Source organism: Hymenobacter negativus, from assembly GCF_016056375.1.
In the GTDB taxonomy this organism is placed as follows: domain Bacteria; phylum Bacteroidota; class Bacteroidia; order Cytophagales; family Hymenobacteraceae; genus Hymenobacter; species Hymenobacter negativus_A.
In genome coordinates this window covers 926022-943108 of record NZ_JAEDAE010000001.1, presented here as the reverse complement: position 1 = coordinate 943108, position 17087 = coordinate 926022, and the positions used below count along the sequence as shown (strand labels likewise).

15 protein-coding genes are annotated in these 17087 nt (G+C 59.7%); 7 read left to right on the top strand and 8 right to left on the bottom strand.

Annotated elements, in window-relative coordinates; all coding sequences use genetic code 11:
* Positions 1–6: 6 nt before the first annotated feature.
* A complete protein-coding gene (locus tag I7X13_RS04065; RefSeq protein ID WP_198074439.1) occupies positions 7–1041 on the bottom strand; it encodes a DUF6252 family protein in 1035 nt (344 codons plus the stop codon).
* A 125-nt stretch (positions 1042–1166) separates the two neighbouring features.
* Positions 1167–2432, bottom strand: a complete 1266-nt coding sequence (locus I7X13_RS04060) for an asparagine synthetase B (protein ID WP_198074438.1) — start codon at positions 2430–2432, stop codon at positions 1167–1169.
* A gap of 177 nt (positions 2433–2609) precedes the next feature.
* On the opposite strand from I7X13_RS04060, the gene I7X13_RS04055 reads away from it, so the two are divergent.
* From I7X13_RS04055 to I7X13_RS04045, 3 genes are all read left to right on the top strand, one after another.
* Complete coding sequence (locus tag I7X13_RS04055) at positions 2610–3851, top strand: ABC transporter permease (RefSeq protein WP_198068579.1); 1242 nt, start codon at positions 2610–2612, stop codon at positions 3849–3851.
* A 158-nt stretch (positions 3852–4009) separates the two neighbouring features.
* On the top strand, positions 4010–4732 hold the full coding sequence (locus I7X13_RS04050; protein WP_198074437.1) for a hypothetical protein: 723 nt from the start codon (positions 4010–4012) through the stop codon (positions 4730–4732).
* A gap of 48 nt (positions 4733–4780) precedes the next feature.
* Positions 4781–5602 (top strand): helix-turn-helix transcriptional regulator, encoded by an 822-nt coding sequence (locus I7X13_RS04045; protein WP_198074436.1) that lies wholly within the window; start codon positions 4781–4783, stop codon positions 5600–5602.
* A 180-nt stretch (positions 5603–5782) separates the two neighbouring features.
* On the opposite strand, the gene mtaB is transcribed toward I7X13_RS04045, so the two are convergent.
* Positions 5783–7117, bottom strand: coding sequence for a tRNA (N(6)-L-threonylcarbamoyladenosine(37)-C(2))-methylthiotransferase MtaB (gene mtaB, locus I7X13_RS04040; protein WP_198074435.1), 1335 nt, complete (start codon positions 7115–7117; stop codon positions 5783–5785).
* Positions 7118–7147: 30 nt separating this feature from the next.
* A complete protein-coding gene (locus tag I7X13_RS21880; RefSeq protein ID WP_198074434.1) occupies positions 7148–9010 on the bottom strand; it encodes an LTA synthase family protein in 1863 nt (620 codons plus the stop codon).
* Between the two features lie 247 nt (positions 9011–9257).
* Here I7X13_RS21880 and I7X13_RS04030 point away from each other — a divergent pair, with 247 nt between their 5' ends.
* Positions 9258–11447 carry a glutamine synthetase III family protein gene (locus I7X13_RS04030; RefSeq protein WP_198074433.1) on the top strand — a complete coding sequence of 730 codons (2190 nt, stop codon included), beginning with the start codon at positions 9258–9260 and terminating at the stop codon, positions 11445–11447.
* Positions 11448–11613: 166 nt separating this feature from the next.
* On the opposite strand, the gene I7X13_RS04025 is transcribed toward I7X13_RS04030, so the two are convergent.
* Positions 11614–12147, bottom strand: a complete 534-nt coding sequence (locus tag I7X13_RS04025) for a hypothetical protein (RefSeq protein WP_198074432.1) — start codon at positions 12145–12147, stop codon at positions 11614–11616.
* Between the two features lie 188 nt (positions 12148–12335).
* Here I7X13_RS04025 and I7X13_RS04020 point away from each other — a divergent pair, with 188 nt between their 5' ends.
* The 3 genes from I7X13_RS04020 to I7X13_RS04010 all read left to right on the top strand — a co-directional run bounded on the left by I7X13_RS04020 (position 12336) and on the right by I7X13_RS04010 (position 14347).
* Positions 12336–12701: a hypothetical protein gene (locus I7X13_RS04020; protein WP_198074431.1), complete on the top strand. Its 366-nt coding sequence runs from the start codon at positions 12336–12338 to the stop codon at positions 12699–12701.
* A 37-nt stretch (positions 12702–12738) separates the two neighbouring features.
* Positions 12739–13266: a PAS domain-containing protein gene (locus tag I7X13_RS04015; protein WP_198068563.1), complete on the top strand. Its 528-nt coding sequence runs from the start codon at positions 12739–12741 to the stop codon at positions 13264–13266.
* Between the two features lie 106 nt (positions 13267–13372).
* Positions 13373–14347, top strand: a complete 975-nt coding sequence (locus I7X13_RS04010; protein WP_198074430.1) for an NAD(P)H-quinone oxidoreductase — start codon at positions 13373–13375, stop codon at positions 14345–14347.
* A gap of 65 nt (positions 14348–14412) precedes the next feature.
* On the opposite strand, the gene I7X13_RS04005 is transcribed toward I7X13_RS04010, so the two are convergent.
* The 3 genes from I7X13_RS04005 to I7X13_RS03995 form a co-directional block, all read right to left on the bottom strand.
* Positions 14413–15018: a thioredoxin family protein gene (locus I7X13_RS04005; RefSeq protein WP_198074429.1), complete on the bottom strand. Its 606-nt coding sequence runs from the start codon at positions 15016–15018 to the stop codon at positions 14413–14415.
* 40 nt (positions 15019–15058) lie between these two features.
* Positions 15059–15535, bottom strand: a complete 477-nt coding sequence (locus I7X13_RS04000) for a TlpA family protein disulfide reductase (protein WP_198074428.1) — start codon at positions 15533–15535, stop codon at positions 15059–15061.
* 80 nt (positions 15536–15615) lie between these two features.
* A complete protein-coding gene (locus I7X13_RS03995; protein ID WP_198074427.1) occupies positions 15616–17064 on the bottom strand; it encodes a phytoene desaturase family protein in 1449 nt (482 codons plus the stop codon).
* Positions 17065–17087: the final 23 nt, after the last annotated feature.

Below are 17087 nucleotides of genomic sequence, written 5' to 3'. Positions count from 1 at the left end.
ATGAAGCTAGAACCGCAGCGAGAAGGAGCCGTTCGAAATAGTTGCCGTGGTGGTAACCGTGCCGGTGGGATACACGCCGACGAAACCAAATGTGCCGGTGGTGGCGCCCGCGTACCGGTCGAAGGTGGCAATGTTCACGATACCGGCCTGGGCATTGGTGAGCGTCGTGTAGGTGGCGGTGACGATGCCATTCACCAGGTGCGTGTAGCGGGCTGTGTAATAGGGCGTAGACCCCAGCGGGTAAGTACCCGTCGAAATGCTACCATACAGGGCTATGGTCAGCTTGTCGCTCACGGTGCCGCTGGTACTGGTGCCTTCTACCACGAACTGATTGCTGGCTACGACGGTGCCGGTGAGGGCCGTGGCCGTGAACGTGGTGCCGTTCACCGTCCAGCTCATGGTGCCGCGCGGCACGCCATTGCCGTGGATATTTGTCACGCCCAGAGCGGCGGTGAGGGCCGTCAGCGTCAAAGTAGCCGTTTGGTCGGGTTCCTGTAGAAACCCGTTAGCTACCACAAAGTGCACGGTGTAAGTACCAAGCTCCAGATTGGGGAAGCTGAACGCGCCGGTGGTGGCATCGGGCACCGCCGAAACCGTTACGCCCGCGGCCGAGGTGGCTTCTACCCGCGTGGCGCCATCAGCAGGGTAAATACTGCCCGTAATGCTGCCCGTTGGTATCGGCGACACTACCACCGTGCCGGCCTGGGCGGTGCTGCCAGCCACCACGCTGATGGTGCGGGCCGCAGCCACCTGGAAGCCGGCGCGCGGGGCGAAGCTGAGCACATAAGCCCCCGGGGCCAGATTGGGCACGGTGAACACGCCGGACGTGGTGTTAGGCGTGGCCAGGAAAGTGAGGCCGCCCACGTTGGTGGCCGTCACGGTGGTCACGGAGTTGGCCGGGGTAATGGTGCCTTCGATGCTGCCGGTGGTCGGAGCAGCGGGGGCCGCGTCCTCCTTTTTAGAGCAAGAGGTAGTGGCGAAAAGCAGCGTAGCGGCTGCGGCCGTAAGGGCCAGTTGGGCAGTGCGTATAAATGAATTCATTGAAAAAAGATGTGGAAAAATATCAGCAAAGTTCAGCTAGAAACGCCAGACCATCACGCACGAAGCCCCAACTTTTCGGTTGGGGCTTCGTGCGTGATGGTCTGGCTGATGACGTGCGGCGCGGCTTAGGTTTTCTGCTTCTTCTTTTTGGCCGCCGGGAAGAGAATGTTATTCAATATCAGCCGGTAGCCGGGAGAGTTGGGATGCAGGGCCAAATCAGTTGGTTCTTCGCCCACCAGGTGCTGGTAGTCTTCGGGGTCGTGGCCGCCGTAGAACGTCCAGGTGCCCTTGCCCAGCGTGCCGTGGATGTAGCGGGCCTCGCCGGTTTGCTTGGTTTCGCCCATCACGATGACGTCGGGCTTGATGAGGCTTTTGCGGAAGGCCGTGGTCTGGCCCATGAAGCCGTGGATGGTTTTCTCGTGGTCCTGCGTGAGCATGGTGGGCACCGGGTCGTACTTGGCCGAGTAGGTGAAGAGCGAGAAATAATCGTTCTGCTCGCCCAGGCCGCGCTCGTTGGGCTGCATGTCGATGTTAGAGTACTCATAGAAATACGGGTCGCGCATGAGCTGAAAGTTCTGGAAGGCCAGGCAGCGGTTGAAATTGAGCTTGGACTGCGCGGCCGGGTCGGCGGGGTCGCCGTCGTACATGCTTTCCACCATATCAATGCCCAGGCCGGCCAGCGCGATGTCGTAGCTATCCGTGGCCGAGCACATAGCGAACAAAAAGCCGCCACCCGCGATGAACTCCTGCATTTTGGTGGCCACCGCGCCTTTCATCACACTCACTTTATTGAAGCCGTTGCGCTTGGCGGCGGCTTCGGCGTCGCGCACCTGCTGCTGGTACCAGGGGTAGTTGCGGTAGGTGGCGTAGAACTTGCCGTACTCGCCCGTGAAATCTTCGTGGTGCAGGTGCAGCCAGTCGTACTTGGGCAACTCGCCTTTTAGCACCTCGTCGTCGTAAAGCTGGGTGTAGGGGATTTCGGCGTAGGTGAGCACCATGGTTACGGCATCGTCCCAGGGCTGCTTGCCTTTGGGCGTGTACACCGCAATTTTGGGCACCTTCTCCAGCTTCATCACGTCCATGTTGGCGTTGGGGTCGGCTATTTCCTGAAGGATGCTGGTGTACTGCGCCTCACTGATAACCTGGAAGCTGACGCCGCGCACGGCCAGCTCGTTCTCGGCCCCCGGCGTGCTTTCGAACGCAAAGGAGCCGCCCCGATAGTTGAGCAGCCAATCAACCGGCACCTCGCGCTGGAGCAGCCAGAATGCCACGCCGTAGGCCTTCAGGCACTCTTTCTGGGTGTTATCCATCGGGATGAACACGTGGTTGGCGCGGGCCGCCAGCGGGGCCACGGCCACGAGCAAAAGCAACAAAAAACGCTTAAGCAGCATAGTTTTTAGGAGAAAGAAACGCACCAAACCAACGAGGTTGCTGCGTCAGTGGTTCAAGTTAGGCGTCGTCCGCCGAACTTTGGCGTCCTTGCGTTGCCGTGCGGCCTCCGTAGCACTCTGCTGCGTGCGTGTCCATTCCCAGCATAACGCCCGCCCCGCCGGCCAAAGTCCCTGCCCATGAGCCCTTTCGAAAACGTCCGCGAAGCCTTCCGTTCCATTCGCGCCAACCTGCTGCGCACCATTCTCACGGCGCTTATACTGAGCATCGGACTGTTTGCGCTGGTGGGCATCCTCACGGGCATCGACGCGATGAAGAATTCGCTGTCCGAAACCTTCGCCAGCCTCGGGGCCAACTCCTTCGAGCTGCACGCCAAAGGCTACAGCAACCGTGGCCGGCGCGGCGGGGTACAGGCCAAGCAGTATCCGCCCATCAATTTCCTGCAGGCCAAGCAATACAAAAAGGCCATCGGCGACAACGCCAAAGTCGGCATTTCGGCCTTCATTGCCGGGGCTGTGGAAATGAAAGCCAACGGCACCAAAACTAATCCTAACATGCAGGTGGTGGCCGGCGACGAAAACTACCTCAAAATTGAAGGCTATAACCTGGCCGGTGGCCGTACCTTCTCGCAGGCCGAGCTCAACAGCGGAGCCAACGTGATGATAGTGGGCGATGAAATTCGCTCCAAATTATTTCCCAAGCAGAGCCCGGTGGGCAAATACGTGGCCGCCATGGGCCGCCGATTCCTGATTGTGGGCCTGCTGGAAAAAAGCGGCAGCGGGGCCGGTGGCGGCGGTGGGGCCGACCGCATTGCCCTCCTGCCCCTCGAAACCGGCAACCAGATGCCCCGCCAGCGCGCCCTCACCTACGACGTGAAAACGGCCACTACCGAGCACAGCACCCTCAATTTTATCATGGGCCAGGCCACCGGCATCATGCGCGCCGTGCGCCGCGACAAACTGGGCCAGGAAGACAGCTTTGTGGTGGAAAGCAGCGAGTCGCTGGCCAACGACCTGGATGCGATTTCGGGTAAGATGAAGGCCGGCGGCAGCATTATTGCTTTCGTCACCTTGCTCGGGGCCAGCATTGCCCTTATGAACATCATGCTAGTGTCGGTGACGGAGCGCACCCGCGAAATCGGCATCCGCAAAGCCTTGGGCGCGACGGCCCGCCAAATCCGGTTTCAGTTTCTAATGGAAGCCATTGTGATTTGCCTGCTGGGCGGCGGCATGGGCATTTTGCTGGGCGTGCTGGGGGGCAACCTGGTGGCGAAGTTCGTGGGCTCGGGTTCCTTCCTGGTGCCCTGGGGCTGGATGGCGGCGGGCCTGGTTATCTGCGTGGGCGTGGGCATGGCCTCGGGCTACTACCCCGCCAGCAAAGCCGCCGCGCTCGACCCGATTGATTCGCTGCGCTACGAATAGGGGTAGAGGCGAGAATGATTGGAAAGTGGATTTTAAGGGCATGGTTTTTCGCCGGAGTAACGCCTGGTCTGGCCCAAGCAGTGGCACACGCGAGGCAAAAGGCGCGTCTTTTCACGGTCACGGAAGGCCGGCAGACCAATCGATTTAAATTGCCACAGGTGCAGCTGGCCGATGCGGTGGCGGCTGAACGCATCAACCGCCGCATCGTAGCGCTGGTGCTGGATGGGGCCACAAACCCGAAGCTGAGCGTGCGCCAGCAGTTGCGGCAAGCCGAGCGAGCGTGTTGCTATGATAGCGAAAACGGTTTGGGTTGGAACACGGTCGGGCAGGGGCTAACAGGCTGTGACTACAGTGTACTACTAAATCAGCAAGGGCTGCTATCCTTGGAATACTCGCAGGAATTCACCGGGGCCTATTCGTGGGAGCAGGCCCTGCACGTCACCTTCGACCTGCGCACCGGCAATCAGTTGGCCCTGGCCGACCTGGTAGCCGACCTGCCCGCTCAACTGACGCGCCGAATGCACGGGGCCATCAGCCGCCGCTTTGGTGAAACCCTGGACGGTATGCACGATGAAGCAGATTCAACCGACATTGCCACCGTGGCCGAGTGTTTCAGTTGGGACTGGGCCGCTAAGCGCGTTCGCTTTCAAACAGACCTTGGGCCCACAGAAGAATCTCGTGCTTCCGAACCAGATTTGGAAAGCTTTGCTCTGACGCCGCACGAGGTGCGGCTATACTACGAAAGGATGCTGCCGCACGTCATGTTAAATTATGAGCCCGACAATGCTTACCACTTCCCATACGCGAGAGTACAGCCGCGTGGGCTGTTAGCGCCAGTAGCCGCAAAAGCCGCAGCCACTAAAAAGCCCAAAGTCAAATAACAAAGCAGGATTTTATACATTTGCGCAAATCTCATTTGTGCAAATTCCATGGTTGCCCACACCTCAGAATCGATTGACCAGCGTTTTGCGCAGCTTATCAAGCAGTTTGGGCTGACCAAAAACAGCTTTGCCATTTCACTGGGCAAGACGGCCAGCGTAGTGCAGCATCTCATCGATGGCCGCAATAAGCCTGGCTACGACCTGCTGTGCAAGGTGTTTGAAATTTACCCAAATGTGTCCAGAGACTGGCTTTTGCTGGGCCGGGGACCCATGCTGGTGAGTGGCGAACACGCGACAAAAGCCGTGGCACCACCTGCTGCTCCCGCACTGGAAGCACCGTTCGAGCCCATCGATTTGTCCGATGTGGAAGTCCGCACGGCTCGTCGTTCCGGGCCGGGCGTGGCCGGCTCTCGGCTTCAGCCTGACGAAATCGCGACTACGCTGGCGCTGGCTGCTGCAGCCAATCAGCCGGTACGGGCCGTAGTTGCTACGGCTCCCGATGAGTCCAGGATTTCCCCGCCCGTGGCGGCGGTTGCCGCGGCAGAGACGCCCGTCGCAACCAATACTGCTACTGCTCCCGAAGTCCCGGTTGCTCCCGTTGCGCCTGCCGCTGCCGCCGAAGCAGCCCCGATTGCTTCACCTCGGCCGGAACCTGCCGCAGCGCCGGTTGCCGCGCTGCCCTCGCCGGTACCAGTTCCGGCAACGCCAGCCCCCGGCGTGCCTTCGCCCGAAGTGTATGTGGCCGCCGCGCTGCACGCACAGCATTTGCAACACCAGCTAGCCCTCGCCGAAATGCGCAACCAGCACCTGTTGGAACAACAGCAGATGCTGCGCGAAATGCTGGCCATGGCCCGACAAAGCATGGTCTGAACCACGGATTCAGGCGGATTTTTCGGATTTCACGGATTTTGTGAATGGCTAAGTAACTATAACCAAACGCAATCAAGCAAAAAGGCCACTCGATAAAAGTGGCCTTTTTGCATTTTTAACCGGCTAGCAGAATCGTTCACAAAATCTGTGAAATCCGAAAAATCCGCCTGAATCCGTGGTTCAGACGAATATTCCCATTTCTTCGGCTTCCATCAGCCCGACAGCATTCACACCGGTTAGGCGCAGCTGTTTCATTTCGCCTACCAGCAGCGGGTCGTACTTGGCGGCCACGCGGATGTAGTTGGGCGTGAAGCCTTCCATCTGGCCGTTGGTCACATCGTCTTCGAAGAGTACCTCGGTTTCGAGGCCGAGGTGCTCTTCGTAGAAAAACCGCTTTTTCTTTTCTGAAAGGCTGCGCAGCTGCGTGGTGCGCTCGTGCCGCACCCGGTCTTGCACGCGGCCGGGCAGGGTGGGTGCCAGCGTATCGGCCCGCTCCGAGTACGGAAAGACGTGCAGGTAGCTGATTGGCAGTTCGTTCAGGAAATTGTAGGTGTCCAGAAAATCCGCTTCGGTTTCGCCGGGAAAGCCCACGATAACATCTACGCCAATGCAAGCGTGCGGCATCAGCTCCTTGATGCGGGCCACACGCTGGGCGTAGAGTGCGCGGCGGTAGCGCCGCCGCATCAGGCCCAGAATCTTGTCCGAACCGCTTTGCAAGGGGATGTGGAAGTGTGGCATGAAGCGCTCCGAAGCCGCCACGGTGGTCAGAATCTCGTCGGTGAGCAGGTTGGGCTCGCAGCTGCTGATGCGGAAGCGGCGAATTCCGGTTACCTGGTCCAGAGCCTGCACCAACTGGGTGAAATCTTCTCGGCGCTCACGCTCGGGGCCCTGCAGGCCAAAGTCGCCGAGATTTACGCCGGTGAGCACGATTTCCTTCACGCCGGTTTCGGCCAGCTTCTCCACGCGTTCTACCACGCTGGCCACGCTGCCCGAGCGGCTGCCGCCGCGCGCCAACGGTATGGTGCAGAACGAGCAGGAATAGTCACAGCCGTCCTGAACTTTCAGGAAGGTGCGGGTGCGGTCGCCGAAGGAATGCGCGGCCACAAATTCGGTGGCTTCCGAGATGGGCGAGGCGTGCACCGCGCCGGGCTGCCCGGCTGCGGGCTTCTGGAAATCGGCCAGAATATCCACCAGCATGAATTTTTCGGCCGCGCCCAGCACGGCGCTCACGCCGGGAATGTCCGCGATTTCCTGCGGCTTGAGCTGGGCATAGCAGCCCACAATGGCCACAAATGCCTCGGGATTATGCTTGAGGGCCTGCTGCACCACCTTGCGGCACTTGCGGTCGGCGTGGTCCGTGACGGAGCAGGTATTGATAACGTATAAGTCGGCCCCGGCTTCGAAGGCGACCTTCGCAAAGCCCTTTTCCTCAAACTGCCGGCCGATGGCCGACGTTTCGGAGAAGTTCAGCTTGCAGCCGAGGGTATAAAAAGCAACGGATTGGGGGGTAGGCATAGTCCCGCAAAGGTACGGCCCGGGCGCGTTTTACTTGCGCGCAAAGTCTTCCAGCGAAACCTGCTCCATGGCCTGGCCCAGTTGCAGCTGGCTAGTGGGAGGGGCGCCATAACGGTCCCATACGTGGCGGCTCACGTTATCGAAGGTGATGGTGCCCTGCGGCGAAACGGTCCCAAAACCGTTATTGAAGCAATAATAGACGAACGGCGGGTTATGCGCCGCCAGCAGGTCGCGGCTCCAGACAAAGGCCTTAGCAGGCAATTGCAGCTGGTGTAGCAGCGTGGCCGCCACGTCGGTTTGCGAGCCCAGAGAATTCACCACCCGGCCGCGCGCCTCGGGCCGCAGCGCACCGCCCGCCAGCAGCAGCGGAATCCGGAATTTATCGGGGCTTTGGTTGGAGGAATTGCCGGGCTGCTGGTGGCCGTGGTCGGCTACCAGTACTAGCAGCGTATGGGCATACCAGGGCTGTTTTTTGGCCTCCTGCAGAAATTTGCCCAGCGTATAATCAGTATAATAAACGGAATTGCGGAACAGCGCCACCTCATCGGTGCCGGGGAAATGCGGCTTCATCGGCACCTCAAACGGCTCGTGGCTGCTCAGCGTGAAGGCCGTGACGAAAAATGGCTCCGGCTGTTGGCGCAGGTCGCCCAGAATGCGGTCGAAAAGCACCCCGTCGTGCGCGCCCCATTTAGAGTTTTGGTCGGCCGCAGCAAAGTCAGCGCGCTCCGTAAATTTCTCGTAGCCACCCGCTTGCAAGTAGCTGCGCATATTGGCAAATGCCAGCTCGCCCCCATAGTAATAGTGCGAGCGGTAGCCCACCGCCGCCAACGACCGGCCCAAATGGGGGAGGTGCTCGGTTTTGCGCGGAAACTTGATGATGCTGGTAGTCGGCTGGTTGGGGTAGCCCGAAAGCAGCGAAACCAGCCCCTTCTGGCTGCGGTCGCCGGCGGCGAAGATGTTGTTGAACAGAATGCCAGTCCGGGCCAGGCTGTCAAGGTTCGGTGTCACGCCCTTTTCACCGCCCACGCTGCCCACAAACTTCGATGTGAAGCTTTCGAGGATGATAAATAGTACGTTGGGCCGCGCTTCATTCAGCACCAATGCGGAAGAATCGGTCCGGGCTGGAGCACCCACCGCCAGCGGGTATAGGCCTGCCACCAGGCGGCGCGCCGTGCTGTCGGGCATAAACGGCTGGATGGGCTGCTCGGCGGCCCGCAACACCAGCGCGCTTATCATGTTCCAGGGCGCATTGAGGGCCGCGTGGTTGGCAAAGGCCACATTTGAGAAATACACGTCGCTCTGGTTCACCGGAATCTGCTGGGTGCCGCCGCGCAGCGGCACCACCAGCAGCACGGCGTAAAGCAGGCTGGCCAGCGCCGCCCGCCCGCGCCCAAACCACGCGGGCAACGGCGCGAGCCGCCCCACCACTACCTTATATAAGTAGGTGCCCGCGCCCAGCAGGCCCAGGAGCAGCAGCAATAGCAGGCCAATGGGCGCGCTACCCGCCGAGGCAGCCATTTCCTGCGGGGAGTTTAGGTATTGTATGGGGGTGTCATCGAGCCGGAAGCCCCACACGCGGTACAGTTCTAGGTCGGCAGTGACCAACACCGCCAGCACAATACCGATAATAGCCGAATAACCCGTTAGCAGCCGCTGCAAGTGCAACTTCGGAAACAGGCTGCCTATCACAAACAGCAGGAACGGAATCAGGCATACGTAAGCTGCCGCCGACGCATCCAGCCGCAGCCCATACCCCAAGCTCCCCAGTAACTCTGCAACCGACAATTGGGCCGCTGCCTGATGCTGATACCCCAGAAACAAGCCCCGGCACAGCTCAAAGAATACCAGCCAGAAAAAAAAGTAGCGCGGCTGGAACGCAAAGCGGTTTTTCACGCCCTAAAGATAGAGGCCGCCGATACGCCCCAAAAACATTGCATCATTATTGGTTCAGTGCTTGTGAATACACCGTTTTCAGAAAGAGGCTGAAAAAAATAGCCTATATGAGGAAAAGTCAGGTGTATTTAAGAACAAGACTTAAAAAATTAGGGTGGTTTGATACAATTTGTGTTTGCTGCTTTATCTTTGCCCTCAGAATAAGAACTCATCCGGCTCACTATTTCCCGTTTGGTAGTCAATCCCTATGGCCATCCTCCGCTTTAAAGCTTTAGAACTCGTTAACCAGCGCCGCCCCTTTACCGTGGAGCCCGCCGCTGCCCGCCGCTCCGACAGCTTCGGGCAAAACGTGTTCAACCTGGAAGCCATGCGGGCCACCATGCCCGGCGATTATTTCAAGAAGCTGCAAGCTGCCATCAAGCAGGGCGCTACTGTCGAACGTAACGTAGCCGACGCCGTGGCTTCGGCTATGAAAACCTGGGCCATGGCCAAGGGCGCCACGCACTACACGCACTGGTTCCAGCCCCTGACCGGCGCTACCGCCGAAAAGCACGACTCCTTCTTCGACCTCAATTCTGACGGTCGTCCGATTGAAAACTTCAAAGGTTCGGCCCTGGTTCAGCAGGAGCCCGATGCTTCGTCGTTCCCCAACGGCGGCATCCGCAACACGTTTGAAGCCCGTGGCTACACCGCCTGGGACCCCACTTCGCCCGCTTTCATCATTGAAACGGTAGGTGCCAAGACGCTGTGCATCCCCACGATTTTCGTGGCCTACACCGGCGAAGCCCTCGACTACAAAGCCCCACTGCTGAAGTCGCTGGCACTGCTGGAAAAGTCGGCCCTCGACGTTTGCCAGTACTTCGACAAAGACGTGAGCCGCGTGAACACCACGCTCGGCATCGAGCAGGAGTATTTCCTGGTGGACAAGGCCTTGTACGACGCCCGTCCCGACCTGGTGATGACCGGCCGCACCCTCTTCGGCCACACGCCGGCCAAGGGCCAGCAACTCGACGACCATTACTTTGGCTCGATTCCGGCCCGTGTGCACGGCTTCATGCTGGAGTTTGAGGAAGAGGCCAACCTGCTCGGGATTCCGCTGCGTACCCGTCACAACGAGGTGGCCCCCAATCAGTTTGAGTGCGCCCCCACGTTTGAGGACGCCAACCTGGCTGTTGACCACAACCAGCTGTTGATGGATGTGATGGACCGCGTAGCCGAGCGTCACAACTTCAAAGTGCTGCTGCACGAGAAGCCCTTTGCCGGTGTGAATGGCAGCGGCAAGCACAACAACTGGGCCATGAGCACCGACACCGGCGTTAACCTGCTCGCGCCCGGCCGCCGCCCTAAGGAGAACCTGCAATTCCTGGCCTTCCTCATCACCACCATCAAGGCGGTGCACCGCTACGCCGACTTGCTGCGCGCTAGTATTGCTTCGGCCAGCAACGACCACCGCCTGGGCGCCAATGAGGCCCCACCGGCCATCATGTCGGTGTTCCTTGGTTCGATGCTGGACGGCGTGCTTGATGAACTGGAGCGTACCGCCAAGCTGCCGCTCGACAAAGGCGACAACATTTACCTGAAGCTGGGCATCGACAAGATTCCGGCCATCCTGCTCGACAACACCGACCGCAACCGGACCTCGCCATTCGCCTTCACCGGCAACAAGTTCGAGCTGCGCGCCGTGGGTTCGTCGGCCAACTGCTCCTCGGCCATGACGGTGCTCAATACCATCGTGGCTGACCAACTCATTGATTTCAAGGAGGCTGTAGATGCGCTCATCGAGCAGGGCAAGAAAAAAGAAGTGGCCATCGTGGAAATTCTCCGCGAGTATGTAATATCTTCGAAGAATATTCGTTTCGAGGGCAACGGCTACTCCGACGAATGGAAGGAGGAAGCCGCCAAGCGGGGCCTCAGCAACATTGCCACCACGCCTCAGGCCCTGGATGCGCTGGTGCGCGACGATGCCGCTGACCTGTTTGCCCGCCACGGCATCTTCTCGGAAATTGAGCTGCACGCCCGCCACGAGATTTTGCTGGAGGAGTACATGAAGAAAATCCAGATTGAAAGCCGCGTAATGGGCGATTTGGCCATCAACCACATCATTCCGACCGCGCTTTCGTATCAGACCAAGCTGGTGAACAACGTGCGCGGCCTGCGCGAGCTCGGCCTCGACGATGAGCACAGCCAGGTGACGCTGGAAATGATTAAAGCCATTTCCCGCCACGTAGCGACCATCAAAACCAACGCCGACGCCATGACGGAGTCGCGTAAGCAAGCCAACAAAATCGGAGACGCCCGCGAGCTGGCGGTAGCGTACTGCGAGGAAGTAAAACCAAAATTCGACCCCATCCGCCGCGCCGTTGATAAGCTGGAGCAGATGGTGGCCGACGAGGACTGGCCGCTGGTGAAGTACCGCGAACTGTTGTTCAGCCGGTAATTCGTCAGCGGACGGAATCGGGTCCGGTGTTGGGTGGGAATTCTCGCCGCGCCCCGGTTTTGAAAGAGCCATCTCGGGTGAGGTGGCTTTTTTTGGTAAGCGGCCGCAATCGTTTGCAGCTGGCCAGCAGAAGGATTAGTGTTGCGCTTGTGACGGTTAGGCGTGATTAGGCTGTTTTAACGGGTTTGGGCGTGGTGGCGGCCAGCAGCAGCGGCAGGCGCGGGGTAGTGGCATCGTCTTCCACAATTTCGACGCTGCTGCCGGGGTCTGGTACCAGCATCTTCCAGGTGGCGCTGCGCAGCTCGTCGAGCTTGTCGAGGGCTTCGCTAACGGTGGGGTTGGCCTTCAGCTTGTCAAACAAGCCGCTTTTGTGGCCCACGGCAATTAGTTTTTCAATCACGAAGGGCAGCACCCAGCCCACTACGTTGGAGGCCAACGCGCCGCGCAGGCCCAGGCGGAGCAGCAGGCGCACGGTCATTTGCTCAATGAGCAGGACGCGGGCGGCGGGCAGGGCTTTATCGGCCAGGAAATCGGCGACTAGCTTGAGGTTGCCTTTTTCTACTTCGGCGCGGAGCACGTCCTGCACGCTGTCGAGGGCACGGGCTGCCAGCTGGCGAAACAGGCGGCCGGTTTGCCAGGCGGCGAGGCCGGTGAAGCGCGCCGCCCCGAGAATGGCGGGCAAAAAGCGTGGTTTTTTCATGGTTTGCAACGAATAATGGCCCTAAATGGGCTGCACAAGGAACGGAGCAGCGCCCACAGGGGTTAGGCGCTGCGGTAAGGTATGGCTTGCGGGAACTACGGAAAATTTGGAATTATTATCAAATCCTGGTAACCCTATTGCCATTTCCTTGTTAGTTTTCCGCCTAAGCGCGACGATTATTCTTCTGTATGTCTGATTTGCTGCTTGATATAAATTTACAACATCTGCCCGATGACTATTTTGGTGGGGAATGGCAAGTTGCCAGCCGGGTGCTGAACCACAACGACCCCGCTAGTCCGTTGGCCCTGGCCGACCGGCTGGTGCTCACGCCGGGCCAGCTGGAAGCCCGGCCCACGCCGCCGGGCCCCAGCCAAACCGGCAATTGGGCCGTGATGCGCGACGAGCTCATGAACCGGCCCTATCTTAATTTCGAGCTTCCTAATGAAGCCACCCGCGCCTTGGTCACCCGGCTGCGGCGCTCGGCCGATGGCCTGCGCAGCCAATTGAACCTGTACTTTGCATCGGGCATGGAAATGCAGCTCGACCGCGCCTAAGTGTACTTTTATTTCGGTTTTTAAGCTTTTCTGATTCGTGAGCACACCGCAAGAAGTTACCCCACTGCCCGCCATCGCCCAGAACGGGCTGGTGGGGCCTGAGCAGTTCACTTTTCTGGCCGACATGATTCCGCAGCTGGTCTGGATTACCGACCAGAACGGGTTTCACACCTATTTTAACCAGCGCTGGACCAATTTCACGGGCTACGTGCTGGCCGACAGCGTGGGGCCGGATATGTGGAACAACCTGCTGCATCCCGACGACCGTGCCCGGGCCCGCGAGGTGTGGGGCCACTCGCTGGCCACCGGCGACGACTACAACATCGAGTACCGCTTCAAGGCCAAAGATGGTTCGTACCGCTGGTTTTTGGGGCAGGCCCTGCCGCGCCGGAGCGAGGATGGCCAGATTATCGCCTGGTTTGGCACCTGCACTGATATTCAGGAACAGCGCCAGATGCGCGACCAGCTTGAAGCTGCTTACTCCGACCTTGAGGCCAAGGTGATGTTCCGGACCCTGGATTTGGAGCGCGAAGTGAAGCAGTTGCGCGAAGCGGCTGGTAAGTAGGGTTTGCGAAGGAAATATTGTTCAAAACGGCTCTTCGGAGCCGTTTTGCGTTAGTAGCGGTATTATCGGCTCATGGCCCGTTGGGGCGCCCATTTTCCTGTTTCTTATGAATGCCATTGTTATCCAGCAGCCCGGCGGCCCCGGGGCGCTTCAGCTTCAGCAGCAGCCCAAGCCACAACCTTCGGCGCAAGAGGTGCTCATTCGGGTGCACGCCGCCGGCGTAAACCGGCCCGACGTGCTGATGCGTCAGGGCAAGTATGCCGGAAGCGGCGATGTAACCGGCCTAGTGCCCGGCCTGGAAATTGCCGGTACGGTAGAAGCTTGCGGAGCCGCTGTGGCTAAATGGCAACCAGGCGATGCCGTGTGCGCCCTGCTGCCCGCCGGGGGCTATGCCGAATACGCCGTGGTGGACGCCCGCCACTGCCTTCCCGTGCCGACCGAACTGACCCTAACCAAAGCGGCCGCCCTGCCCGAAACCGTGTTTACGGTGTGGCATAATGTGTTTCAGCGCGGGGGCTTGCAGCCCGGCGAGACCCTGCTGGTGCACGGTGGCAGCAGCGGCATTGGCACCACGGCCATTCAGCTGGCCAAGGCGCTGGGCAGCCGCGTGGCTGTAACGGCCGGCGATGATGCTAAATGCGCCGCCTGCCGAAAATTGGGTGCTGACTGGGCCATTAACTACAAAACCCAGGATTTTGAGGAGGTGCTGAAAGATGAAGGCGTCGATGTGATTCTCGACATGGTTGGCGGCGACTACATTGCCAAAAACCTGCGCCTGCTAAATGACGACGGCCGCCTAGTGTTTGTGAATGCCATGCAGGGCAGCAAAGGCGAATTCAACGCGTTGGAGGTGATGCGGCGGCGGCTGAGCATTACGGGCAGCACGCTCCGGCCGCGCTCAGCCGATTTCAAGGCCGCGCTGGCAGCCGCCGTGGCGCAACACGTGTGGCCGCTTATTGCGGCGGGGAAGTTCCGTCCGGTTATCTACAAAACCTTTCCATTGGCCGAAGCCGCGGCCGCGCACGAACTGATGGAAAGCAGCGCCCATATTGGCAAAATTGTGCTGGAAATAGGGCAATAGCCCAAGTAAAAAGGCCCGTTCCAAACAATCTGGAACGGGCCTTTTTCAGTGAGGACGGGGAGCAGCTACGCGCGTTTCCACTTAATGCCGCAGCCAATGGCCTTCGTCTCCTTGGTAGTTGCTGGCTTGCCAGCCAGGATTTCCGTCATGGCATTCTCCACGTACTTGGTTTTGGCCAGCTTGGCATCTTCCGAATTGTCGTCGATTGCGCCGATATAGGACACCACAAAGTCCGTGCCCTGGCGGGTGAGCACGAAGAGGTGGGGTGTGCGCGTGGCCCCGTAGGTTTTGGCTACCTGCTGCGACTCGTCCTGCAGGTAGGGGAAGGCGTATTTTTTGCTTTGCATGGCGGCGTAGGAATCGCCGGGAGCCACGGCCGGGTCGTTGGGGTTGATGGCCACCACGGGGTAGCCCAGCGGCGCATACTTTGTGTTCAGGTCGATGATGCGGCTTTCGTAGGCTTTGGCGAAAGGGCAGGTGTTGCAAGTAAATACCACGATATAGCCCTTGGCAGCCTTGTTATCGGCCAGCGACACCATTTTGCCGTCGATGTTTTTCAGCTTGAAGTCAGTGGCTTTATCGCCGACTTTGTAGCCATCAGCGGTGGAGCGAAGCACGAAGCTGCTCAGCAACACGAAGCAGAGAGCGAGGAATGACAGGACTTTTTTCATGGCTCAAAAAGGTTACGGGTTGATACCTGCAAGATAGTAGCTACTGAATATTCTTCAGGGCCGTCTGGAGCTCGGTGGCTGATAATTCGCGCTCGAAGGTGCTGCGGCGTTTGGTTTGGTTATTGAAAATCAAGGTAAAAGGTAGTGCGCCCGACCATTTAGGGTCTACTTTGTCAATCCACTCGTTGGGGTCGGGCTCGTTCAGTAGCAGCACTTTCGATTTCAGTCCGCGCTGCTTTACGAAAGGTTTTACCTTTTTGTCAAGCTGCGAAGCATAGTCTAAGCTCACGAGTAGCACCTTCACCTTTTGGCCGGCATTCGCCATGCGGAGCTGCTCAAAATTGGGCATCTCCTTCACGCAAGGCCCGCACCAGGTTGCCCAGAAATTTACCACGTAGGTCGTGTCAGTGGGCCGCGCCAGCCGCTTTTGCAGCTCCGGAAATTTGATGACGGCAACGTTTTGAGCAAAGGTCGGCGCGGAGCAGAGCAAGCTGCCGACCAGAGCAAGAGGTTTCATCAAACGCATAATAGTAAGTGCCGAAACGGGGTTTTCCCACAGACAGGGAAGGCCAGCCGGAAGTTGCGCCTGGCCTCGATTTACTGCCCATACAGCGGCGGCGCGGGCAGCCGGAATACATCGCGCAGGGCCCGGCGGGCGGCATAATAGCCGCACATGCCGTGCACGCCGCCGCCGGGCGGAGTTGCCGATGAGCACAGATACAGCCCGCGCTGCGAAGTGCGGTAGGGAGATGCCCGTAGCGCTGGCCGCGTGAATAACTGGCTGATATCCAGCAGTCCGCCGTTGATGTCGCCGCCCACATAGTTGGGGTTGTATTCCTCCATCTGGGCGGTGTCGAAGGTGTGGCGGGCCAGAATGCGTTCCCGAAAACCGGGCGCAAACCGCTCTACCTGGCGCTCAATGGCGGCGGTCATATCCACTCGCGAGCCGTTGGGGACGTGGCAGTAGGCCCAGGCGGTGTGTCGGCCGGCCGGGGCGCGGGTTGTGTCGAACAGGCTTTGCTGGGCCAGTAGCACGAAGGGTTTGCCGGGGTGCTGTCCATTGGCCGTGGCTTGTTCGCTGGTGACGATTTCGGCTAGGGTATTGCCCAAATGCACAGTGCCGGCCTGGGCACATTCGGGGGCCGCGAAAGGAATGGGTTCGGCCAGTGCCCAATCCACTTTAAACACGCCCATGCCATAGTGGTAGCGCCGAAGCTGCCACTGGTAGATACCCGACAGGCTGTGCCCAGCAATCTGAAGCAACTGGGCCGGGGTCACATCAAAAAGCACGGCCCTTGCCGATGGCAACTGCGCCAGCGAATGAACAAATGTCCCCGTTTCGACTCGCCCGCCCAGGGCTACAAAGTGGGCCAGCAGCGCATCGGCAATGGATTGGGAACCGCCTTTAGGCATTGGCCAGCCGCCGCGGTGGGCCGCAATGAGCAGCACCAAGCCAATGGCGGAAGTGGTCAGGTTACTCAGCGGCTGGATGGAATGGGCAGCCATGCCGGCCAGCAGTCCTTTGGCTTTTTCATCCGTGAAGCGTCGCGCCAGCGCCGTGGCGGGTAGCAGCGCCGAGCGTCCAAACCGGGCCATATCCAGCGGGTGCTGAGGGAAGTGCAACGGCGCCAGCACATCGTTGGCGATGTTGGGCCACCGGGCCACGAGCGGGCCGAGCAGGCGCTCATAGGCATCGGCATCGGGGCCGAGACTGGCCGCGGTATCGGCCAGCGACGCGGCTATGGCGGCGGTGCCGTCGTCGAACGGGTGCGCGGCGGCCACGGGCGGCGTGAGGTATTCCAGCCCATAGCGGGCCAGCGGCAACGTCTGGAAAAAGGGCGAAGCCGCCGCCAACGGGTGAATAGCCGAACAGATATCGTGGTGAAAACCGGGTAGCGTCAATTCGGCCGTGCGCAGTCCACCGCCGATTTCCTTTTTGCCTTCAAGCAGCAATACCGACAGACCCGCTTGTTGCAGCACAATGGCTGCCGCCAGCCCATTGGGGCCGGAACCGACTACGACGGCATCATAAGTGGGCTTACTCACGCAGGGTAGGGCTGGGGTGAATT